The organism is Mycolicibacterium diernhoferi, from assembly GCF_019456655.1.
In the GTDB taxonomy this organism is placed as follows: Bacteria; Actinomycetota; Actinomycetes; order Mycobacteriales; family Mycobacteriaceae; genus Mycobacterium; species Mycobacterium diernhoferi.
In genome coordinates this window covers 5,261,002-5,283,104 of sequence record NZ_CP080332.1, presented here as the reverse complement: position 1 = coordinate 5,283,104, position 22,103 = coordinate 5,261,002, and the positions used below count along the sequence as shown (strand labels likewise).

At 68.6% G+C, this 22,103-nt stretch carries 22 protein-coding genes; 14 read left to right on the top strand and 8 right to left on the bottom strand.

The window, feature by feature from the left end; translation table 11 throughout:
* Positions 1-10: 10 nt before the first annotated feature.
* Both K0O62_RS25065 and K0O62_RS25060 read right to left on the bottom strand, forming a co-directional pair.
* Positions 11-1,213, bottom strand: coding sequence for a cytochrome P450 (locus tag K0O62_RS25065; protein ID WP_073856654.1), 1,203 nt, complete (start codon positions 1,211-1,213; stop codon positions 11-13).
* Entirely contained in the window at positions 1,210-1,824 is a 615-nt protein-coding gene (locus tag K0O62_RS25060) for a TetR family transcriptional regulator (protein ID WP_073856653.1), read from the bottom strand. Before K0O62_RS25060 ends, K0O62_RS25065 begins: the two co-directional genes overlap by 4 nt.
* A 197-nt stretch (positions 1,825-2,021) precedes the next feature.
* Between K0O62_RS25060 and K0O62_RS25055 the strand changes: the two genes are divergently transcribed.
* Genes K0O62_RS25055 through K0O62_RS25035 form a run of 5 tightly spaced genes read left to right on the top strand, consistent with a single transcriptional unit; the run spans position 2,022 to position 6,771 of the window.
* On the top strand, positions 2,022-3,491 hold the full coding sequence (locus K0O62_RS25055) for an aldehyde dehydrogenase (RefSeq protein ID WP_073856652.1): 1,470 nt from the start codon (positions 2,022-2,024) through the stop codon (positions 3,489-3,491).
* A gap of 11 nt (positions 3,492-3,502) precedes the next feature.
* Entirely contained in the window at positions 3,503-4,255 is a 753-nt protein-coding gene (locus K0O62_RS25050) for an SDR family oxidoreductase (RefSeq protein ID WP_073856651.1), read from the top strand.
* Positions 4,252-5,109, top strand: a complete 858-nt coding sequence (locus K0O62_RS25045) for an NAD(P)-dependent oxidoreductase (RefSeq protein WP_073856650.1) — start codon at positions 4,252-4,254, stop codon at positions 5,107-5,109. The genes K0O62_RS25050 and K0O62_RS25045 overlap by 4 nt, the downstream gene beginning before the upstream one ends.
* 2 nt (positions 5,110-5,111) lie before the next feature.
* Positions 5,112-5,555, top strand: coding sequence for a carboxymuconolactone decarboxylase family protein (locus K0O62_RS25040; protein WP_073856649.1), 444 nt, complete (start codon positions 5,112-5,114; stop codon positions 5,553-5,555).
* Entirely contained in the window at positions 5,545-6,771 is a 1,227-nt protein-coding gene (locus K0O62_RS25035; protein ID WP_073856648.1) for a hypothetical protein, read from the top strand. Before K0O62_RS25040 ends, K0O62_RS25035 begins: the two co-directional genes overlap by 11 nt.
* A gap of 1 nt (position 6,772) precedes the next feature.
* Here K0O62_RS25035 and K0O62_RS25030 read toward each other — a convergent pair whose 3' ends face one another.
* The gene (locus K0O62_RS25030; protein WP_073856647.1) at positions 6,773-7,366 is read right to left on the bottom strand and encodes a TetR/AcrR family transcriptional regulator; all 594 of its coding nucleotides are present in this window, start codon (positions 7,364-7,366) and stop codon (positions 6,773-6,775) included.
* Positions 7,367-7,383: 17 nt separating this feature from the next.
* Positions 7,384-8,583 (bottom strand): cytochrome P450, encoded by a 1,200-nt coding sequence (locus K0O62_RS25025; protein ID WP_272939077.1) that lies wholly within the window; start codon positions 8,581-8,583, stop codon positions 7,384-7,386.
* 98 nt (positions 8,584-8,681) lie between these two features.
* On the opposite strand from K0O62_RS25025, the gene purD reads away from it, so the two are divergent.
* Positions 8,682-9,950, top strand: a complete 1,269-nt coding sequence (gene purD / locus K0O62_RS25020; RefSeq protein WP_073856645.1) for a phosphoribosylamine--glycine ligase — start codon at positions 8,682-8,684, stop codon at positions 9,948-9,950.
* Between the two features lie 3 nt (positions 9,951-9,953).
* On the opposite strand, the gene K0O62_RS25015 is transcribed toward purD, so the two are convergent.
* Positions 9,954-10,778: an alpha/beta hydrolase gene (locus tag K0O62_RS25015; protein ID WP_073856644.1), complete on the bottom strand. Its 825-nt coding sequence runs from the start codon at positions 10,776-10,778 to the stop codon at positions 9,954-9,956.
* A gap of 84 nt (positions 10,779-10,862) precedes the next feature.
* Between K0O62_RS25015 and K0O62_RS25010 the strand changes: the two genes are divergently transcribed.
* The 5 genes from K0O62_RS25010 to K0O62_RS24990 all read left to right on the top strand — a co-directional run bounded on the left by K0O62_RS25010 (position 10,863) and on the right by K0O62_RS24990 (position 16,194).
* Positions 10,863-11,492 carry a TetR/AcrR family transcriptional regulator gene (locus K0O62_RS25010; RefSeq protein ID WP_073856643.1) on the top strand — a complete coding sequence of 210 codons (630 nt, stop codon included), beginning with the start codon at positions 10,863-10,865 and terminating at the stop codon, positions 11,490-11,492.
* Positions 11,493-11,568: 76 nt separating this feature from the next.
* On the top strand, positions 11,569-12,945 hold the full coding sequence (locus tag K0O62_RS25005; RefSeq protein WP_073856915.1) for an APC family permease: 1,377 nt from the start codon (positions 11,569-11,571) through the stop codon (positions 12,943-12,945).
* A gap of 11 nt (positions 12,946-12,956) precedes the next feature.
* Entirely contained in the window at positions 12,957-14,375 is a 1,419-nt protein-coding gene (gene purB / locus K0O62_RS25000; RefSeq protein WP_073856642.1) for an adenylosuccinate lyase, read from the top strand.
* Positions 14,372-15,577 carry a cytochrome P450 gene (locus K0O62_RS24995; RefSeq protein WP_073856641.1) on the top strand — a complete coding sequence of 402 codons (1,206 nt, stop codon included), beginning with the start codon at positions 14,372-14,374 and terminating at the stop codon, positions 15,575-15,577. The genes purB and K0O62_RS24995 overlap by 4 nt, the downstream gene beginning before the upstream one ends.
* Before the next feature lie 17 nt (positions 15,578-15,594).
* Entirely contained in the window at positions 15,595-16,194 is a 600-nt protein-coding gene (locus K0O62_RS24990; RefSeq protein ID WP_073856914.1) for a DUF1707 SHOCT-like domain-containing protein, read from the top strand.
* Here K0O62_RS24990 and K0O62_RS24985 read toward each other — a convergent pair.
* Positions 16,139-17,041 (bottom strand): type IV toxin-antitoxin system AbiEi family antitoxin domain-containing protein, encoded by a 903-nt coding sequence (locus tag K0O62_RS24985; RefSeq protein ID WP_073856640.1) that lies wholly within the window; start codon positions 17,039-17,041, stop codon positions 16,139-16,141. The two genes, K0O62_RS24990 and K0O62_RS24985, sit on opposite strands and share 56 nt — an antisense overlap.
* A 94-nt stretch (positions 17,042-17,135) precedes the next feature.
* Positions 17,136-17,747 carry a hypothetical protein gene (locus tag K0O62_RS24980; protein WP_073856639.1) on the bottom strand — a complete coding sequence of 204 codons (612 nt, stop codon included), beginning with the start codon at positions 17,745-17,747 and terminating at the stop codon, positions 17,136-17,138.
* Positions 17,748-17,777: 30 nt separating this feature from the next.
* Here K0O62_RS24980 and K0O62_RS24975 point away from each other — a divergent pair, with 30 nt between their 5' ends.
* The 3 genes from K0O62_RS24975 to K0O62_RS24965 are packed head-to-tail and all read left to right on the top strand — an operon-like array spanning position 17,778 to position 21,415.
* A complete protein-coding gene (locus tag K0O62_RS24975; protein ID WP_073856638.1) occupies positions 17,778-18,665 on the top strand; it encodes a phosphoribosylaminoimidazolesuccinocarboxamide synthase in 888 nt (295 codons plus the stop codon).
* On the top strand, positions 18,662-20,815 hold the full coding sequence (locus K0O62_RS24970) for a S9 family peptidase (RefSeq protein WP_073856637.1): 2,154 nt from the start codon (positions 18,662-18,664) through the stop codon (positions 20,813-20,815). Before K0O62_RS24975 ends, K0O62_RS24970 begins: the two co-directional genes overlap by 4 nt.
* A gap of 45 nt (positions 20,816-20,860) precedes the next feature.
* Positions 20,861-21,415, top strand: coding sequence for a TetR/AcrR family transcriptional regulator (locus K0O62_RS24965; protein WP_073856636.1), 555 nt, complete (start codon positions 20,861-20,863; stop codon positions 21,413-21,415).
* 3 nt (positions 21,416-21,418) lie between these two features.
* Here the strand turns inward: K0O62_RS24965 and K0O62_RS24960 are convergent, their stop codons facing one another.
* Positions 21,419-22,081 (bottom strand): GntR family transcriptional regulator, encoded by a 663-nt coding sequence (locus K0O62_RS24960; protein ID WP_073856635.1) that lies wholly within the window; start codon positions 22,079-22,081, stop codon positions 21,419-21,421.
* Positions 22,082-22,103 lie beyond the last annotated feature (22 nt).

Here is a 22,103-nt window from a genome sequence, read left to right as displayed (position 1 = left end):
CCTTTCGGTCTCAGCGGAGCTGGACGGTCATCGGGAGGTGAGCAAAACCGCGAACGCTACTGGAGTGGACCCGGACGGAGTTCGCCTCGTCGATCTCGAATGCGCGGATCCGTTTGAACAGTTCGGTCAGTGCCACCCGGGCCTCCATCCGGGCCAGGTGCGCGCCGAGGCAGAAGTGGGCGCCGCTGCCGAAACTCACCAGCTTGGGGCCGATCTCACGGTCGATGCGGTAATCGTCGGGGTTCTCGAAGACCCGTTCGTCGCGGTTGGCCGAGCCGATCAGCAGGACGAGCACATCGCCGGCGGGCACGGTGGTGTCATAGAACGTGATGTCCTCGACCACCGCACGGGCCAGGATCTGGCTGGAGGCGTCATAGCGCAGCGTCTCCTCCACCCACGGCGTGACCAGGTCGTGGTCGTCGAAGACCGGGGCCAGCTGGTCCGGGTTCTTGTAGCCCCAGAAGGCGGCATTGGCCAGGAGTTTGGTGGTGGTCTCATTCCCGGCCACCACCATCAGGAACAGGAACGCCATGATCTCGTCGTCGGTGAGCTTGTCCCCGTCGATCTCGGCCTCGACCAGCGCCGAGGTCAGATCGTCGCTGGGGCGCTTGCGGCGTTGCTTGACCATGTCGGCGTAGTAGACCAGCAGTTCCCCGGAGGCCTCGATGGCCGAGGCGGGCACGTCGGCGACACCGTCCTCGCGGTGCATCACCGCATCGGCCTGGGCGCGGATGCGGACCCGGTCCTCGTCGGGCACCCCCATCAGCTCCGAGATCACATCCATCGGGAGCTTGCCCGCGAAATCGTCCACGTAGTCGAACGTGTCGGACTGCAGCGCGGCATCGAGGTGCTGCACGGCGATCTCGGTGACCCGGCCCTCCAACTCCCGGATGCGCCGCGGGGTGAAGCCCTTGGACACCAGGGTGCGCAACCGCAGATGGCCGGGATCGTCGAGGGCCAGAAACGACATCACCCGGTGTGCCTCGTCGTTGCGCGAGATCGGGTCCAGGGACACCCCGTGCTTGTTGGACAGGGCAACACTGTTGCGGAAGCCCGCCACCACGTCCGCATGCCGGGACAGCGCCCAGAACTTCAGCTTTTCGTTGTGATAGATCGGGGCCTCGTCGCGCAATCGCTTGTAGTACGGATACGGGTCCTCGTGGAAGTCGTAGCTGTACGGGTCGAGGATCAGGTCGACAGTGGGTGAGCTCATTTGGACTCCTCGCCCAGGATCAGCCCGACGACATAGGTGAGTCGGTCGGCGATCTGGTGGTAGGTGAAGGCGCCGCTGCCGGCGTTGACGAGTGCGCCGAAGAACGTCATCTCCAGCGCGGAGACGATGCGGGGGTCGGCGTCGGGGCCGACGGCGGAACGGATGCGCTTGTGGATCTCGGCGCCGATCCGGTCGCGGACCTTGCGGACAGCGGGGTCGCTGCTCCCGCTCATCAGAGCGGTGGTGCAGGCCGCGGCGACCTCCGGTTCGTCGGCCACGACGAGGGCCAGGGCGCGCACGGCCTTGTCGACGCGGGTGGTCATCGAGTCGTTGACATCGGTGAAGTACGGGACCTGCTTCACCAGATCCAGGTACACCTCGGCGATCAGGTGGTTCTTCGACGAGAAGTAGGTGTAGGCGGTGGCGGGGGCGACCTTGGCCCGGGCCGCCACAGCGCGCACCGTCAGATCCGCATAGGACGACTCGCGCAGCATCTCCATGCCGGCGGCGACCACCTTGCGGAAGGTCTCTTCCTGCCGTCGGTTGCGCGGCGCCTCGGCAGGCTTGCCGTCCGCCTTGCCTGTGACGGTTGACACCGGATCGCTGGACACATGTCCAAGTTATCGGATGACATCGTCCCGGAGCAAGCATCTGGCCTGAAATACCAGTACAGAGGCCCAGCCGTGCGACCGTCGGTCCGGTGGCGATGCCGGGTCTTGCCACCGCCGCGGACCTAAGGTTATGGTTCGGTGGACTGATGTCGGACACTTGTCCAGAGAATGTGGACCACCGAAACATGAGGAGTGGGATGTCGATTCTGGCGGATCGCGAGAGCCGGTTGTTCATCGACGGCAAGCTGGTCGCCGGAAGCGGGGGAACCTTCCAGACGGTCAACCCGGCCACCGAAGAGGTGCTCGGCGTCGCGGCCAATGCCGACGAGACGGATATGAGCTCGGCCATCGGCGCCGCGCGGACCGCCTTCGACGGCACCGACTGGTCGACCAACACCGAGCTGCGGGTGCGCTGCCTGCGCCAGCTCCGGGAAGCGTTGCAGGCCAATATCGAAGATCTGCGGGAACTGACGATCTCGGAGGTGGGCGCTCCGCGGATGCTGACCTCGGGCGCTCAGCTGGAGGGGCCGGTCGACGATCTCGCGTTCTCCGCCGATACCGCGGAGAACTATGCGTGGCGAACCGATCTGGGGCACGCGACACCGCAGGGGATCCCGACCAACCGCACCATCGCCCGGGAGGCCGTCGGCGTCGTCGGCGCCATCACCCCGTGGAACTTCCCGCATCAGATCAACCTGGCCAAGATCGGCCCGGCGCTGGCCGCGGGCAACACGTTGATTCTCAAACCGGCCCCGGACACCCCATGGGCGGCCGCCGTGCTCGGCGAGATCATCGCCGAGCACACCGACTTCCCGGCGGGGGTGATCAACATCGTCACCTCCGACGATCACTCCGTCGGCGCCCTGCTCTCCAAAGACCCACGGGTGGACATGGTTTCGTTCACCGGGTCCACCGCCACCGGTCGCGCGGTGATGACCGACGCGGCGGTGACCATCAAGAAGGTGTTCCTGGAACTCGGCGGCAAGTCCGCCTTTCTGGTGCTCGATGACGCGGACCTGAACGGGGCGTGCGCGATGGCGGCCTTCACCGTCGCCATGCACGCCGGACAGGGTTGCGCCATCACCACCCGGCTGGTGGTGCCCAGGGCGAAGTATGACGACGCCGTCGAGGCTGCGGCGGCAACGCTATCCGGCATCAAGCCGGGCGACCCGAACAGCAAGCGCACCGTGTGCGGGCCGGTCATCTCGGCCCGCCAGCGTGACCGCATCCAGGGCTACCTGGACTCCGCGATCGCCGAGGGCGGCCGGTTCGCGTGTGGCGGCGGACGCCCGGCGGACCTGGACACCGGCTTTTTCATCGAGCCGACCGTGATCGCCGGACTGGACAACTCGGCGCGGGTGTCCCGCGAGGAGATCTTCGGCCCGGTGCTGACGGTGATCGCCCACGACGGCGACGACGATGCCGTGCGCATCGCCAACGACTCCCCGTACGGCCTGTCGGGCACGGTGTTCTCCGGTGACGACGACCGTGCGCAGGCGGTCGCGGCGCGCCTGCGGGTCGGCACGGTCAACGTCAACGGCGGCATCTGGTACTCCGCCGACGCGCCGTTCGGCGGTTACAAGCAATCCGGGGTCGGCCGCGAGATGGGCGTGGCCGGTTTCGAGGAGTACCTGGAAACCAAGCTCATCGCGACGCTAGCCAACTGAGGAGATTTTCGATGGGACAGTTCGACAACAAGGTGGGCATCGTCACCGGTGCCGGCGGCGGTATCGGCCAGGCGTACGCCGAGGCGCTGGCACGTCAGGGTGCCGCCGTCGTGGTCGCCGACATCAACTTCGAAGGCGCACAGAAGGTCGCCGACGGCATCTTGGGCGAGGGCGGCAACGCGCTGGCGGTGCGCGTCGACGTCTCCGACCCGGAGTCGGCCAAGGAGATGGCCGCGGCCACGCTCGCGGAGTTCGGCGGCATCGACTACCTGGTGAACAATGCGGCCATCTTCGGCGGCATGAAGCTGGACTTCCTGGTCACGGTGGACCCGGAGTACTACAAGAAGTTCATGAGCGTGAACCTCGACGGTGCGCTGTGGTGCACCCGCGCGGTCTACAAGAAGATGGCCAAGCGTGGCGGCGGCGCCATCGTCAACCAGTCCTCGACGGCCGCCTGGCTCTACGCGAACTTCTACGGTCTGGCCAAGGTCGGCATCAACGGCCTCACCCAGCAGCTCTCCCGTGAGCTCGGCGGCCAGAACATCCGGATCAACGCCATTGCCCCGGGCCCGATCGACACCGAGGCCAACCGCACCACCACCCCCCAGGAGATGGTGGCCGACATCGTGAAGAACATCCCGCTGTCCCGGATGGGGCAGCCCGAGGATCTGGTCGGCATGTGCCTGTTCCTGCTCTCGGATGAGGCCAAGTGGATCACCGGGCAGATCTTCAACGTCGACGGCGGACAGATCATCCGCTCATGAGTGACACCGCGCCGAAGCTGGGCTACATCGGGCTGGGAAACCAGGGCGCCCCGATGGCGAAACGGTTGGCCGACTGGCCCGGCGGCCTGATCGTCTACGACGTGCGCACCGAGGCGATGACCCCACTGGCCGAGCTCGGCGCCGAACTGGCCGACAGCGTGGCGGACGTCGCGAAAGCGGATGTCATCAGCGTCACCGTGCTCAACGATGCGCAGGTGCGCGACGTGGTCGGTCAGCTGGCCGAGCATGCCGCGACCGGCACCGTCATCGCGATCCACTCGACGATCGAACCGGACACCGCGGCGCAGCTGGCCGAGCGGCTGCGCCCCAAGGGCATTCACATCGTGGACGCCCCGGTCAGCGGCGGCGCCGGCGCGGCCGACAAGGGCGAGCTGGCGGTCATGGTGGGCGCCGGCGAAGAGGCCTACGACACCGTCAAGCCGGTCTTCAAGAAGTGGGCCTCGCTGGTGGTGCGGGCCGGTGAGCCGGGCGCCGGCACCCGGATGAAGCTGGCCCGCAACATGCTCACGTTCATCGGCTTCGCAGCGGCGAACGAGGCCCAGTACCTGGCCGAGGCCGCGGGCATCGATCTGGCGAAGCTCGGGCGGGTGGTCCGGCACAGCGATGCGCAGAGCGGCGGGCCCGGCGCCATCATCCTGCGCGACGACATGTCACCGCTGGCGCCCGATCACTGGCTGTTCGACATGTTCACCCACACCCGGGGACTGGGTGAGAAGGATCTGACACTGGCCCTCGGGCTGGGCGAGTCGGTGGGAGTGGACCTTCCGTTGGCGCGGGTGGCGTTGCAGCGCCTGGCCGACGGCCTCGGAGTACCGCACGCAAAGGAGCAGTGAGCATGACCGATCGGCGCAAGCAGGGCCTGCAGAAGATGAACGAGGTCTACGGCTGGGAGATGCCCGATATCGAGGGCGACCCGTACTTCGATCTGACCGTCGAGCATCTCTTCGGCACCATCTGGACCCGCCCCGGCCTGTCGATGCGGGACAAGCGCCTGCTGACGCTGGCCGCGGTCACCGCGGTCGGGAACTCCGATCTGGCCGAGATCCAGGTCAACGCGGCGCTGCACAACGAGGAGATCACCGCCGAGGAACTCAAGGAGGTGGCGGTCTTCCTGACCCACTATCTCGGGTTCCCGCTGGGGTCCAAGCTCGACGGAGCCGTGAGCAAGGTGGTGCGCAACCGGAAGAAGGCCGCCGAGAAGGGATCTGGCGAAGACCGGAAGGCGAACGTCAACGCCGCGGTGAAGATGCACTCCGGGAAGACCCTCGATGACGAGTAGGTATGCCGCGCTCTCGCGCGAGGAGCTGGCCACCCTGGTCCCCGAGCTGCTGCTGATCGGGCAGCTGATCGACCGGTCCGGAATGGCCTGGTGCATATCGTCGTTCGGGCGCGAGGAGATGCTGCAGATCGCCATCGAGGAGTGGGCGGCGGCCAGCCCGCTCTACACCAGGCGGATGCAGAAGGCGCTCAAGTACGAGGGCGTCGACATCTTCACCCTGTTCAAGGGGCTGCAGCTCGACATCGGTGCGCCACCGCAGTTCATGGACTTCCGCTATATCGTGCACGACCGCTGGCACGGCGAGTTCTACCTCGACCACTGCGGCGCGCTGCTCGATGTGGAACCGATGGGCGAGGACTACGTGCGCGGGATGTGCCACGACATCGAGGACCCCACCTTCGACGCCACCGCGCTGGCCACCAACCGCAGGGCGCAGGTGCGGCCCATCCACCGGCCGCCCCGCATCCCGTCCGATCGGCACCCGCACTGCAGGTGGACCGTCATCATCGACGAGTCCTACCCGGAGGTCCCCTTCATCCCGGAGATGGACATCGTCGCCGCCACCCACGCCCACGCGTGTGAACTCGCTCCGATCGATCCGAATGACGAAGGCATGTCCGACTATTCGGGTGACCTGCTGGCCGACGTGGACTTCGGCGCGTTCTCCCATTCGGCGCTGGTCCGGATCGCCGACGAGGTGTGCCTGCAGATGCACCTGCTGGTCAAGGCGTTCACCATCGCCGTGGAGAAGCGCGCCGCCGGTGACGCGGCGTTGGCACGCTCGATCCGGACCAAACAGCTGATCGGGATCGCCGGGGTGGCCGCGGCCCGGATCCACAAGGCGCTCAAGCTCAGCAGCGACGCCCGGGGTGCGTTGCGGGTGCTGGAACTGCACCCGCTGCTCAACCCGGCCGCCTACGTGTCCGCCGACGTCGACCCGGAGTTCGTGCATGTGCGGCGCTCGCCGGCCCATGAGGACGGCGCCTGGATCTCGCTGATCTCACCGGTCGCGGACGTCCCGGTGCAGGCCATCGTGGCTGCCGTGGATCCGCACCTGCGGGCCGAGCTCTCCGGTACCGAGACCGACTGGACGGTGCGGGTCATCAAAACCGACACGCCCGCCAAGAAGCTGTCCGAGGTCGAGGTGTGCGAGTTCAGCCACGGCGCGTCCTGGGTGTTCGAGGAACGGAAGTCGTTGCCGCTGACCGTGGTCTGAGTCAGCCGCGCAACGCCGGGGCCACCCAGCGTCGCAGGTAATCGCGTAGCGCGGTCCCGGTGCGCGGCGGCCGTCCGGGGTCGATGACGAACGACTGGATGACGCGCAGCAGGTGTTCGGCCAGCTCGTCGAGATCGTCGTCGCCGAATCCCGCTGCGGCCCAATCGACATCGAAGTGGCGCACCACCGACTGGGCGAACTGCAGCGCGATATCGGAGGTCACCGACTCGGTCAGCACCGAGGTGCGACCGGGAGCCAGCAGCAGCCCGATGTGCTTGTCCTTGGGCAGCCATTCCAGCGCGGTGGCGATGGCCTCGGTGGCTGCATCCGCCGGGTCGGTGATGCCCTGCAGGTGGGTGGCCAACCGCTCCAGGAAATCGGTGGCGGCCACCATGCCGGCCTGCATCAGCAGCGCCTCGGTGCTCGGGAAGTAGCGGTACACGGTCTGGCGGGTGACACCGAGGGTGCGGGCGACGTCGGCGATGGAGAAGTCCGCGCCGCGCTCGTCGATGGCTCTGCCGGCGGCGGCGAGGATCCGGGCGACGGCCTCCTCGTCACTGGCCGGCGCGTCGCCGGACCACCCGTGGGTACGCACGCCGAAAGTGTAGCGAGCTAGTGGTAGGAGACCTGCAGGTCTTTCACGCCGTTGATCCACCCGGAGCGCAGCCGGAGCGGCTCGGCCAGTTTGGCGATGTCCGGGATCTGATCGGCGATCTCGTCGAACATCAGCCGGATCTCCATCCGGGCCAGGTTGGCGCCGATGCAGAAGTGCGCGCCGTTGCCGCCGAAGGCCAGGTGCGGATTCGGGTTGCGCAGGATGTCGAAGGTGAACGGGTCGGTGAACACCTCGTCGTCGTAATTCGCCGAACTGTAGAACAACCCGACGCGTTGGCCCTTGCCGATGCGGGCTCCGCCGAGTTCGGTGTCGGCCAGTGCGGTGCGCTGGAAACAGTGCACCGGGGTGGCCCAGCGGATGATCTCGTCCACGGCGGTCTCCGGGCGCTCCCGCTTGAACAGCTCCCACTGGTCGGGGTGGTCGAGGAAGGCGTTCATCCCATGGGTGATCGCATTGCGGGTGGTCTCGTTGCCGGCGACGGTCAGCAGGATCACGAAGAACGCGAACTCCACTTCCGAGATCGCCTCACCGCCGGAATCTGCGTCGGCCTGGACCAACCGGGTGACGATGTCGTCGGCCGGGCAGCGCCGCCGCTCCTCGGCCATGGTGTAGGCGTAGCCCATCAGCTCGGCGTTCGCCGTCGTGGGATCGCCGGCGAAGTCCGGGTCGTCGGTGTTCAGGATCGCGTTGCTCCAGTGGTAGAGCTTCTCGCGGTCGGCCTCGGGCACGCCGATCAGGTCCGCGATCGCCTGCAGGGGCAGGCTCACCGATACGTCCTCGACGAAGTTGCCGGTGTCCTGACGTGCCGCCGCGGCCACGATGTCGTGCGCCGCCACCGCGAGTTTCTCCTCCAGGGAGGCCACCGCGCGGGGCGTGAACAGCCGGGACACCAGCTTGCGCAGCCGGGTGTGCTCCGGGGCGTCCTGATTGAGCAGCAGGGCCTTGGTCAGGTCCAGTTGATCGGCGGTGACACCGTTGGGCAGCCGCATCACCGAGCCCTTGGCATTGGCCGACCACAGCTCGCCGTTGCGGGAGACGGCCTTGATGTCCTCGTGGCGGCTGACCACCCAGTAGCCGCCGTCGTCGAAGATCGAGTCCTTCTGCTCGGCCCACCAGACCGGCGCGGTCTTGCGGCGCTCGGCGAATTCGGTGAGCGGAATGCCTTGCAGCAGCACGTCGGGGTCGGTGAAGTCCATCCCGGGAAGCCTCCTGATGTGATGTGGCACACGCCTCCGATGACCATACATGGTTGCGTGGAGTGTATGGCCGGGACGGGGCCGCTAGGGTGCTTACCGTGCGCGTCCTCGTCATCGGTTCCGGAGCCCGTGAACACGCCCTGCTGCTCGCCCTACGGCGCGACCCGCAGGTCGACTATCTGGCGGTGGCGCCCGGCAATGCCGGCACCGGCGCCATCGCCGAGCAGTACGACGTCGACATCAGTTCCGGCGCCGCGGTGGTCGCCCTGGCCCAGCGCCTGGGGGTGGACCTGGTGGTGATCGGGCCGGAGGTGCCGCTGGTGCTCGGCGTGGCCGACGCGCTGCGTGCCGCCGGTATCGCCTGCTTCGGGCCCTCCAAGGATGCCGCCCGCATCGAGGGCTCCAAGGCGTTCGCCAAGGACGTGATGGCAGCGGCCGGGGTGCGGACCGCCGTCAGCGAGATCGTCGACAACCCCGCCCACCTCGACGCGGCCCTGGACCGTTTCGGCCCGCCGGCGGGTCAGGCCGCCTGGGTGGTCAAGGACGACGGCCTGGCCGCAGGCAAGGGGGTGGTGGTCACCGCCGACCGCGACGCGGCCCGGGCGCACGCCGCCGGACTGCTGGATTCCGGACATCCGGTGCTGCTGGAGTCCTTCCTGGACGGGCCCGAGGTCTCGCTGTTCTGCGTGGTCGACGGTGAGACCGTGGTGCCGCTGCTGCCGGCCCAGGACTTCAAACGGGTCGGTGACAACGACAGCGGCCCGAACACCGGCGGCATGGGCGCCTATACGCCGCTGCCCTGGCTGCCCGCCGAGGTGCTCGACCAGATCGTCGAAGAGGTTGTCAAACCGGTTGCCGCCGAGATGGTTTCGCGCGGCAGCTCGTTCTCGGGGCTGCTCTACGCCGGGCTGGCCATCACCTCCGCGGGTCCCGCGGTGGTCGAGTTCAACTGCCGATTCGGCGACCCGGAGACCCAGGCGGTGCTGGCACTGCTGGAGTCCCCGCTCGGGCAGCTGCTGAACGCGGCGGCCACCGGCTCGCTGGCGTCGTACGGGGATCTGCGGTGGCGCGAGGGGTCCGCGGTCAGCGTGGTGGTGGCCGCCGAGAATTACCCGGGCCGGCCGCGGCTCGGGGACGTGATCACCGGATCCGAGGCGGATGCGGTGCTGCACGCGGGGACCGCCCGGCGCGAGGACGGCGCCGTCGTGTCCGCCGGCGGGCGGGTGCTCTCGGTCGTGGGTACCGGCGCAGACCTGGACGCCGCGCGTGCCGCGGCATACGAGGCGATCAAGTCAATCCGACTGCCCGGCAGCCATTTCCGCACCGACATCGGCTTGGCGGCGGCGCAGGGACGCATCTCAATCTGACGTTCAGGCGACGAGTATCGGTGCCAGCCAAGAGATTTCGGCGGGCAACTGGGCGCTCCAGAACCCGCCGTCATGTCCGCCGGGGGAGAATCCGCCGGCCGGCGGCGACGGTAACTGGGCGATGAACGCACGGGTGGCGGCTGCGAATGGGTCGCCGCTGCCGCAGTCGATGCGGATCGGGATGGCCCCCAACGCCGGTAGTCCCCACACACTGTTGGCCGCGTAGTCATCGGCGTCGTCGAACGCTCCCGGGGCGGCGGCGCCGGGGGAGGTCCACAACGCCGGGCTGACCGCGCAGATCGCCGCGGTCCGCGCCGGGCCCAGCCGGGAGCCCAGCAGTAAAGCGCCGTAGCCGCCCATCGACCAGCCCAGGAACCCCACCCGCGAGGTGTCCAGGCCCTGGTCCGCCAGCATCGGGAGCAGCTCGTCGAGCACCATCGCGCCGGCGTCGTCTCCGGACGCGCGTTTGTGCCAGTACCCACCGCCACCGTCCACGGCGACCACAGCAAACGGCGGAATGCCCGCTGCCACAGCGTCGGCCAGGCCTTGCTCGACGCCGCCGGCCATCACCGTCGCGGCATCACTGCCCTTGCCGTGTAGCGCGATGACCGGGCGCAGTGCGGCACTCTGGCCGGGCGGCCGGGCAATGGCCCAATTGGTGCGGAGGCCGCCCCGCGCCGCGGAGATGAACGACCCGGACTGGTATGTCGGCGCCGTTTCGGCGACCGCTCGGGGCAGCGCGGCGGCCGCGCCCAGGGCCGTACCCAACCCCAGGCCCAGACCCATGCGCAGGACGGTTCGACGGTTCGGCGCTGGCATGCGGGACATCTTGCCACCGCCCGCAATGGCGCTCGCTGTCAAGTTCGTGCGTTTGTTGAAAACCCCGATACAACTGGGATTCTGCTGGCAGCATTGCTCAACGTGACAGCGGCGGTGACCCCGAAGGGGGAGCGTCGGCGGTGCGCCCTCGTGAGCGCCGCCGCCGATCTGCTGTGCGAAGGAGGGATCGACGCGGTGCGCCACCGGGCCGTGGCCCGGCGCGCGGGACTGCCGCTGGCATCGACCACCTACTACTTCTCTTCTCTGGACGATCTGATCGCCAAGGCCGTCGAGCACATCGGTGAACGGGAGGCCGCCGAGTTGCAGCTGCAGGTTGCCAGCCTGTCCCGCCGGCGCCGCGGCGCCGAATCCACCGCGGACCTGCTGGTGGACCTGCTGGTCGGGGACAACCCGGGAGTGCGGGTGTCCGAACAGCTGATCTCGCGGTACGAGCGCTACATCGCCTGCGCCCGGCAACCCGAACTGCGCGACATCCAGCGCCGGATCCTGCGGCAACGCAACGACGCCGTCCTCGAAGTGGTGGAACGGTCCGGCCGCGCGGTGCGCTCGGAACTCGTCTCCGCTCTGGTGTGCGCGGTGGACGGAGCTGTGGTTGCCTCGTTGGTGGACGAGGGGGAGGGGCCGCGGGCCACCGCCCGGGCGACCCTGATCGACGTGATCGACGTGCTGGCCCCGGTCGACGACAGGGCCGTGCACGTCTGAGCCGAGGGGAGGCGGATTGACCGAGTCGGAGACCGAGAAGTCCGATACCACGCATGAACCGCAACTGCGGCGGGTGATGGGACCGGGCCTGCTGCTGCTGTTCGTGGTGGGCGACATCCTCGGGACGGGGGTCTATGCGCTGACCGGGCAGGTGGCCCAGGAGGTCGGCGGTGCGGCCTGGCTGCCGTTCCTGGTGGCTTTCGCGATCGCCACCATCACCGCCTTCAGTTATCTGGAGCTGGTCACCAAGTACCCGCAGGCCGCCGGTGCGGCGTTGTATGTGCACAAGGCCTTCGGCGTTCAGTTCGTCACGTTCCTGGTCGCCTTCGTCGTCATGTGCTCCGGAATCACCTCGGCCTCAACGGCTTCCCGCTTCTTCGCGGCGAATTTCTTCACCGCTTTCGACTTCAGCTGGGGCAAGACCGGCGTGGTGGTGCTGGCGCTGCTGTTCATGGCGCTGCTGGCGGTGGTGAACTTCCGCGGCGTCGGGGAGAGCGTCAAGCTCAACGTGGCGCTGACCTTCGTGGAGATCACCGGCCTGGCGATGGTCATCCTGGTCGGGTTGTGGGCGTTCACCGGCGGCGGTGCCGACGTCGACTTCGCCCGCGTCGTCGCCTTCGACACCCCGGCCGAGAAGGGCACCTTCCTGGCCATCACCACCGCGACCTCACTGGCCTTCTTCGCGATGGTCGGCTTCGAGGATTCGGTCAACATGGCCGAGGAGACCAAGGACCCGGTCCGGATCTTCCCGAAGGTGCTGCTGACCGGTCTGGGCATCGCCGGGGCCGTCTACGTCGTGGTCGCCATCGTCGCGGTGGCACTGGTGCCGGTCGGAGTACTGGCCGAGAGCGAGACCCCGCTGATCGAGGTGGTCAAGGCCGGCGCCCCGGGCCTGCCGATCGAGGCGATCCTGCCGTTCATCTCGATGTTCGCGGTGGCCAACACCGCGCTGATCAACATGTTGATGGCCAGCCGGTTGATCTACGGGATGGCCCGCCAGCATGTGCTGCCGCCGGTGCTGGGCGTCGTCCACCCCCGGCGTCACACCCCGTGGGTGGCCATAATCTTCACCACCCTGATCGCGTTCGGGCTCATCTTCTACGTGTCCGCCGTCGCCGGCAGCGGTGCCATCGCGGTACTCGGCGGCACCACCTCGCTGCTGCTGCTCGCGGTGTTCGCGATGGTGAACATCGCGGTGCTGGTGTTGCGCCGCGACGTCCGTGCCGCCGGGGAGCACTTCCGGACGCCGACCGTGATGCCCGTCATCGGGTTCTTCGCCTCGGCCTATCTGGTGCTGCCGTTCGCCGGTCGTCCCGCACAGCAGTACCTGCTGGCCGGGGGGCTCGTCCTCATCGGCGTCCTGCTGTTCGGGCTCACCACCCTGATCAACCGGCAGCTGGGCGTCCGCGGCGCGGGCATCACCGATCCGACCCACCTCGGCGACGCCCCCTAAGCTGTGTTGCCGTGACGATCCCGAATGTTCTCGCCAACCGCTACGCCAGCGACGAGATGGCCGCCATCTGGTCACCGGAGGCGAAGATCATCGCCGAACGCCGATTGTGGCTGGCCGTCCTGCGCGCCCAGTCCGAGCTCGGCGTCCCCGTCCCCGACGGCGTCATCGAGGACTACGAGCGGGTGCTGGAGACCGTCGACCTGGGTTCGATCGCCGCCCGGGAGCGGGTCACCCGCCACGACGTGAAGGCCCGCATCGAGGAGTTCAACGCGCTCGCCGGGCACGAGCACGTGCACAAGGGCATGACCAGCCGCGACCTCACCGAGAACGTCGAGCAGCTGCAGATCCGCCGTTCGCTGGAACTGGTCTTCTCGCACGGGGTGGCGGTGGTGGCGCGGCTGGCCGAACGCGCGATCGTCTACCGCGATGTGGTGATGGCCGGGCGCAGCCACAACGTCGCCGCACAGGCCACCACCCTGGGCAAGCGGTTCGCGTCGGCGGCCGAAGAGACCCTGGTGGCGCTGAACCGGTTGCGTGAGCTGATCGATCGCTACCCGCTGCGCGGGATCAAGGGCCCGATGGGCACCGCCCAGGACATGCTCGATCTGTTCGACGGGGACACCGCACGGCTCGCCGAGTTGGAGCGGCGCGTCGCGCAATTCCTGGGATTCGCAGAGGTTTTCACCAGCGTCGGACAGGTGTACCCGCGCTCTCTGGACCATGACGTGGTGTCCGCGCTGGTGCAGGTGGGCGCCGGTCCGTCCTCGTTCGCGCACACCATCCGGTTGATGGCCGGGCACGAACTGGTCACCGAGGGGTTCGCCCCGGGCCAGGTGGGGTCCTCGGCGATGCCGCACAAGATGAACACCCGCTCCTGCGAGCGGGTCAACGGCCTGCAGGTGGTGTTGCGCGGCTATGCCTCGATGGTCGCCGAACTGGCCGGCGCCCAGTGGAACGAGGGCGACGTGTTCTGCTCGGTGGTCCGCCGCGTCGCGCTGCCCGACGCGTTCTTCGCCATCGACGGCCAGACCGAGACCTTCCTCACCGTGCTCGACGAGTTCGGCGCCTACCCCGCGGTGATCCAGCGCGAACTCGACCGCTACCTGCCGTTCCTGGCCACCACCCGCATCCTCATCGCGGCGGTGCGCGCCGGTGTCGGCCGGGAGGCCGCCCACGAGGTCATCAAGGAGCACGCCGTCGCGGTCGCGCTGGCCATGCGGGAGAAGGGCTCCGAGCCCGACCTGCTGGACCGGTTGGCCGCCGACCCGCGGCTGCCGTTGGACCGCGTCGCCCTCGATGCCGCACTCGCGGACAAGGCGGCGTTCACCGGCGCGGCCGGCGCCCAGGTCGACACCGTCGTCTCGGCGGTCGAGGATCTGGTCGGGCGCTACCCGGAGGCGGCCAAGTACACCTCGGGCGCCATCTTGTGACCCTGGCCGACCTCACGGACCTCGACAACTTCGCGAACGGTTTCCCACACGACCTGTTCGAGGTGCATCGCCGTGAGGCGCCGGTCCACTGGCACGAGCCGACCGAGCACACCCCGGACGGGGAGGGCTTCTGGTCGGTGGCCACCTACTCGGAAACCCTTGCCGTGCTGCGGGATCCGCTGACCTACTCGTCGGTGACGGGTGGCTCACGGCCCTTCGGCGGTACCCTGCTGCAGGATCTATCGGTCGCCGGCCAGGTGCTCAACATGATGGACGATCCGCGGCACGCCCAGATCCGCCGGCTGGTCAGTTCCGGGCTGACCCCGCGGATGATCGCCCGCGTCGAAACCGATCTGCGGACCCGGGCGCAGACCCTGCTGGACACCGTCGAACCCGGTGTGGCACTGGACTTCCTGGTCGAGGTGGCCGCCGAACTGCCCATGCAGATGATCTGCATCCTGTTGGGCGTCCCCGAATCCGAACGGCACTGGTTGTTCGAGGCCATCGAGCCGCAGTTCGACTTCGGTGGTTCACGCTCGGCCCAGATGCGCCAGCTCACCCCGGAAGAAGCCGGGACGCGGATGTACGAATACGGCCGGCAGCTGATCGCGGCGAAACGGGCCGAACCGACCGACGACATGCTCTCGGTCGTCGCCAATGCCACCGATGCCGCCTTGTCGGACCTGGAGCTGTATCTGTTCTTCAGTCTGTTGTTCAGCGCTGGGGCGGAGACCACCCGCAATGCGGTGGCCGGCGGGCTGCTGGCACTCATCGAGCACCCCGACCAGCTGCACCGGCTGCGCTCCGAACCCGACCTGCTGGGATCGGCGATCGAGGAGATGGTGCGCTGGACCACCCCGTCCCCGTCGAAGCGGCGCACCGCGACGCGTACGGTCACCCTGGGTGGTCACACCATCGAGGCCGGGCAGAAGGTGCAGGTCTGGGAGGGTTCGGCCAACCGCGATCCGGCGGCGTTCGCGGATCCGGACGTCTTCGACATCGCGCGTAAGCCGAACGCGCACTTGGGCTTCGGTCAAGGCGTGCACTACTGCCTCGGCGCCAACCTGGCGCGTCTGGAACTGCGGGTGCTCTTCGAGGAGCTGTTGTCCAGGTTCGGAGCCGCCCGTCTGGTGCAGCCGGTCGAGTGGGCGCGCAGCAATCGGCACACCGGCATCCGGCACCTGTTCGTCGCGTTCGAGTGATCGCTACCCTCGACAGCATGGACTCAGGCCAGGACGACAATCTCCGGGTCTCCAATGCCGACCGCACCTACGTGAGCGGACTGCTCGAGCGCGCGGCCGGCGACGGCCTGATCACCCTCGACGAGTTCGCCGAGCGCACCGACCGGGCGTTGGCCGCCCGTACCCGCGGTGACCTGCGCGCGGTACTGGCCGACCTGCCCGACATGCAGTTGCGAGCCGCTCCGGTGCAGCGACGCGCGGCGCCGCCGCCCGCGGCGCTGGGCGGGTGGATGACCTCGATCGTGCGACGGGGCCCCTGGACGGTGGCGCCGGTGATCAGCCTGAACACCCGGATGTGCAGTACGACGCTGGACTTCACCTCGGCGGTCCTGCCCGGCCCGGTGATCGAGGTGATCATCGACGACTATCTGAGCTCGACCGAGCTCATCGTGCCTGCCGGTGCCACCGCGGACCTCAACGGCGTGGATGCCATCGCCGGCAGCGCGACGGTCAAGGTGCGCAACCTCCTGCAGCCCGAACAGTTGCACGTCGTCGTCCGCGGCAAGGTCAGGTTGGGGTCGCTCAGCGTGCGGCACCCGTTCGGGACGTTTCTGCGCCGCCTGCACGGCGGCCGATAGCCAACTCGATCTCGCCGATCACCCGTTCCGGGTATTCGTTGAGGTCCAACCAGGTGAAGCGCAGCACCCGATAGCCCATCAGCGACAGCTCGTTCTGCTTGAGCCGGTCCCGTTGGAAGGCCTCGGGATCGGTATGAAAGGCCAGTCCGTCGACCTCGATCGCGGTCTTCGGGTCGCGGAACACGACGTCGACCTCCCAGCGGCCGACCCGCTGATTGGCCTTCCACCCGGTGACCCCCGCCCGCCTGAGCAGACTGATGAGCAGCCGTTCGGCCGCCGAGTGCGCACCGTCATCGGCGGTCGTCAAGAGTAGGCGCGCCGCGGGTGAACCGTGACGGCCCCTGTTGCGCAGCTGCGCGTTCCACAGTTCGCGCAGGTCCAGCAGATGGCGTTGCAGCGCCTCGTCGAGGATCTTCATGCCGCCGTCGCGGCGTACGGCGGACTCGATGACCGTCAGCGGCAGCGCGGTCAGGCGTAGGCCCTGTCGGGTGACGCAATCGGCCGGGTCCAGGTCTCGCCGGCGGGTGCGGACCTCGTAGCGTCGGCGCGGGTTGCTGACCGCCGGCACCGTCACCTCCACGGTCTTGGGCGAATACTTCGTCAACGTGTGCCACCAGGCAGCCGTCAGACCACTGGCCGTCGCCCGGGGGCCGTAGCCCCAGACGGCGGCGCGGATCCGGGCGTGTTCGGTGAACGGCCGGTCCGTGACGAAGTACACCCCCGGTGAACAGCGCAGCCAGTGTCCGGAGCGCACCCGTCGATACACCGCCTGCCGGTTGAGGCCGGCGGCGCCGGCCTGAGCGAGCGTGATGACACCGTCGTGGCTGCGCAGCAGATCGTCGAGCACGCTGAATTGGACGCAGTGCCGGCTCGCACGGTTCCACCGCCGGCGATTTGCGCACATTCAGTAACGCGGACCGTTACAAACGGTGCGCAAATAGTCAGAGGCGCACGCCGGCGGCGTGCAATTCCAGCAGCGCCAGTCCCCGGATCGCCGGCCGGTCATCGCGGCGCCAGGCCCCGATCGGGTCCGGGTGGATCGCGGTCAGCTTGCCCAGCGGCCGGTTGGCCAGCGCGCGCATCGCCAGCAGTTCCTGGCCGGCGTGGGTGGAGGCCAGGGTGAGGACCGTCAGCTTGCGGCGGAAGAAGCGCACCCGCAGGAACAGCCAGGGCATGGCGACCGCCAGGATCGGGGTGGCCGCCACCGCCAGCGCCAACACCCAGGCCAGCCAGGTCGCGGTGCTGTCCAGGTTCTGACCCGCGCCGGCGATCTCCCCGGCGGCTTCGCTGGCGGCGCGCAGCGGCCCGCTCAACGCCCCGCCGATCAGCGGGACGTCGTCGGCGCTGTCGCCGGCCGAGTTCAGGCTGCCGGACACCCCGTCGGCGCCGCTGCGCACCTGACGGCCGACTTCGGCGATGGTCGCGACGGCGGCGTACACCGCGCTGCCCACCATCACCCACACCACCGTCCAGGCGATGACGATGATGTCGCTGGCGAGCTGGGCCAGCAGGCGACCGGGCCGGGTGGCGTAGGGCAGGTACCGCAATCTCATGGCACCGATCCCAGCACATAGGGTGGGTCAATGCGCCCCGCTCTGACCGACTACCAGCATCTGGCCAGTGGCAAAGTACGCGAGCTGTACCGCATCGACGACGAACACCTGCTGTTCGTGGCCAGCGACCGCATCTCGGCCTATGACCACATCCTGGAGACCACGATCCCGGACAAGGGCCGAATTCTCACCGCGATGAGCGTCTTCTTCTTCGACCATCTCGGGGTCGCCAACCACCTCGCGGGCCCACCCGACGATGAGCGCATCCCGGCGGAGGTGCTGGGACGCGCGCTGGTGGTGCGTGCCCTGGAGATGCTGCCCGTGGAGTGCGTGGCGCGCGGTTACCTGACCGGTTCCGGGCTGACCGATTACCAGCAGACCGGGGCGGTCTGCGGGATCGAGCTGCCCGCCGGGCTCGGCGAGGCCAGCAAGTTCGACGAGCCGCTGTTCACCCCGGCGACCAAGGCCGAACTGGGCGAGCATGACGAGAACGTGTCCTACGACGCGGTGGTTGCGCTGGTGGGCGCCGACCGCGCCGCGCAACTGCGCGAGGCGACCCTGCAGATCTACCGCAAGGCCGCCGAGCACGCACTGAGCAAGGGCATCATCGTCGCCGACACCAAGTTCGAGTTCGGCGTGGACGCCTCCGGGCAGCTCGTGCTCGCCGACGAGGTGCTCACCCCGGATTCGTCCCGCTACTGGCCGGCCGACACCTACCGGCCCGGTGAGGTGCAGCCCAGCTACGACAAGCAGTTCGTGCGCAACTGGCTGACCGGACCCGACTCGGGGTGGGACCGGCACTCCGACACCCCGCCGCCACCGTTGCCCGCCGAGATCGCCGCGGCCACCCGCGCGCGTTATATCGAGGCCTACGAGAGGATTTCAGGTTTGAGCTTCTCCGATTGGATCGGGGCATGACGGCCGCGCCGGTTGCCAAGAGGGTCGAACACCGCCGCGAGCACCACGGTGACGTGTTCATCGACCACTACGAGTGGCTCCGAGACAAATCCAACCCCGAGGTGATCGAATACCTTGAGGCCGAGAACGCGCACACCGAGGCCGCCACCGCCCATCTGGCGCCGTTGCGGCAGAAGATCTTCGACGAGATCAAGGCGCGCACCAAGGAGACCGATCTGTCGGTCCCGACGCGGCGCGGCGACTGGTGGTACTACGCGCGCAGCTTCGAGGGCCGGCAGTACGGCGTGCATTGCCGGTGCCCGATCGACGACGCGGACGACTGGACGCCGCCCCAACTCGACGAGACCACCGAGATCCCGGGTGAGCAGATCCTGCTCGACGAGAACATCGAGGCCGACGGCCACGAGTTCTTCTCCCTCGGCGCGATCAGCGTCAGCGTCGACGGCAACATCCTGGCGTTCTCGGTGGACGTCAAGGGCGATGAGCGTTACACGTTGCGGTTCAAGGATCTGCGCACCGGCGAGTTCTACGAGGACACCATCACCGGTATCGGCGCCGGGGCGACCTGGGCCGCCGACAACCAGTCGCTCTACTACGTCACCGTGGACGAGGCGTGGCGCCCGGACACCGTGTGGCGGCACCGGCTGGGGTCGGGGCTGCCCGCGCAGAAGGTGTATCACGAAGCCGACGAACGGTATTGGCTCGGCGTCGGACGCACCCGCAGCGACAAGTACGTGATCATCGCCGCCGGCAGCGCGGTCACCTCCGAGGTGCGCTACGCGGACGCCGGCGACCCGGACGCCGAGTTCACCGTGGTGTGGCCGCGTCGCGACAACGTCGAGTACTCCGTCGAGCATGCCGTGGTCGGCGGGCAGGACCGCTTCCTGATCCTGCACAACGACGGCGCGGTGAACTTCACCCTGGCCGAGGCCCCGGTGAGTGACCCGACCACGCTGCGCACGCTGATCGAGCACCGCGAGGACGTCCGCCTCGACGGCGTCGACGCCTTCGAACGCCAGCTGGTGGTCAGCTACCGCCGCGAGGCGCTGCCCCGAATCCAGTTGTGGCCCATCGAGGCCGACGGAAGTTACGGGACGCCGCAGGAGATCGAGTTCGAGTCCGAGCTGATGTCGGCGGGCCTGAGCGGCAACCCGAACTGGTCCTCGCCGAAGCTGCGGGTCGGCGCGGTGTCCTGGGTGATCCCGGTGCGGATCTACGATCTGGATCTGGTGACCGGTGAACGGACCCTGCTGCGCGAGCAGCCGGTGCTCGGGGACTACCGGCCCGAGGACTATGTGGAGCGCCGGGACTGGGCGGTCGCCGCGGACGGGGCCCGGGTCCCGATCTCCATCGTGCACCGGGCGGGTCTGGCCTTCCCGGCGCCGACCCTGTTGTACGGCTACGGCGCCTACGAATCCTGTGAGGATCCGCGCTTCTCGATCGCGCGGCTGTCGCTGCTGGACCGCGGCATGGTCTTCGCGGTGGCCCACGTGCGGGGCGGCGGCGAACTGGGCCGGCCGTGGTACGAGGACGGCAAGCTACTGCGCAAACGGAACAGCTTCACCGATTTCATCGCCGTCGCAGAGCATCTGGTGGCGACCGACCTGACCCGGCCCGCCAATCTGGTCGCGCTCGGGGGCAGCGCCGGCGGTCTGCTCGTCGGTGCGGTACTCAACCTGGCCCCGCACCTGTTCGCCGGCGTGCTGGCCCAGGTGCCGTTCGTCGATCCGCTGACCACCATCCTGGATCCCTCGCTGCCGCTCACCGTCACCGAATGGGACGAGTGGGGGAATCCGTTGGAGGACAAGGAAGTGTACGACTACATGAAGTCGTACTCGCCGTACGAGAACGTCGGGTCCTTCGACTATCCGGCGGTGCTGGCGATGACCTCATTGAACGACACCCGGGTGTACTACGTGGAACCGGCGAAATGGGTTGCCGCACTTCGGTATGCCCAGGTGGATCCGGCGGCCGATGCCGGCAAGGTGTTGCTCAAGACCGAGATGGTGGCCGGGCACGGCGGCATCAGCGGCCGGTACGAACGCTGGAAGGAAGCCGCGTTCCAGTACGCCTGGTTGCTGGCGACCGCGGATCCCGCGAATCACGGCGACGGTCAGGTGCACAGCCTGTTCGGCGGCCCGCGTACCTGACGCCCAATTTCTAGTCGCTGTCAAGTTGGCGGCTAGGATGGGCCGATGGGCAAGGCGAGCTACCACCACGGCGACCTGCGGGCCACCATCCTGGCCCACGCCGCCGACCTGGTCGCCGAGCGCGGCGCCGACGGCATCTCACTGCGGGAGCTGGCCCGCGCGGCCGGGGTGTCGCATGCCGCCCCGGCCCATCACTTCGGGGACCGGCGCGGCCTGTTCACGGCGCTGGCCACCGAGGGATTCCGGATCCTGGCGACCGAACTGGCAGGCGCCCGGCCGGAGTTCATCGACGCCGCCAAGGCCTATGTGCGCTTCGCTCTGGAGCACCGCGGCCACTTCGAGGTGATGTTCGACAAATCGCTCTACGACGACGCCGACCCGCAACTGCTGGAGGCCTCCGCCGGGGCGGACGCCGAACTGCGCGCCGGGGTCGCCACCCTGACCGACCCGCATGCCCTGGCCGATCCGGCCGGCGCCGCCCTGGCCGCCTGGTCGATGGTGCACGGATTCGCCCAGCTGTGGCTCAACGATGCCGTCGACACCTCCGGTGACCCGATCGCCACGATCGAGAGGCTGGCGGCGATCCTGTTCGACGGTTAGGGCTCAGCGGTCGGGGTCGTAACCCGGGACCGAGGCGAGCGTTTCCAGAATGCGCTGCCGCCCCCACTCCACGTGGGAGAACGCCACCGCCGACGCGACCTCCACCTGACCGTGGGCGATCGCCCGCACCAGGGCGACGTGTTCGTCGTGCCGGGCCGTCGGGCTGGTGCGCATGTTGGCGACGTTGAGCCGATCGGTGCGGGCCCGCAGCGGTTCCATCAGGCAGCCGAAGAGCGTGTTGCCGGCCAGCCGCTCGATCTCCAGGTGCACCTCGCCGCTGTGCACGTGGAAGGCCTGCCAATCCTGTTGGTGCACCGCGGCATCGGCCAGATCGAGGCTGCGGTTGAGGTCGCTGGGATCGGCTCCGGCCGCCACCGCCGCCGCGGCCCCGCGGGCGGCGAACGGTTCCAGGACGGCGCGTACGTCGTACAACTCGTCCACCCCGGTCCGGGTCACGGCGGTGACCACGGCGGGCCGGCGCGGCTCCAGGGTGACCAGGCCGGCGGCCTCCAGCAGTGGCATGGCCTCGCGGATCGGAACCCGGGAGACGTCGAGTTCCGCGCCGATCTCGCGCTCGCTCAGCGGCGCCCCGGCGGGGAGTCGGCCGTCGAGGATGCGCGCCCGTAGTTCGTCGAACACGTACCGGGACAGGCTCTGGATGACCACTCCATTGGTATACCAGCTTGGC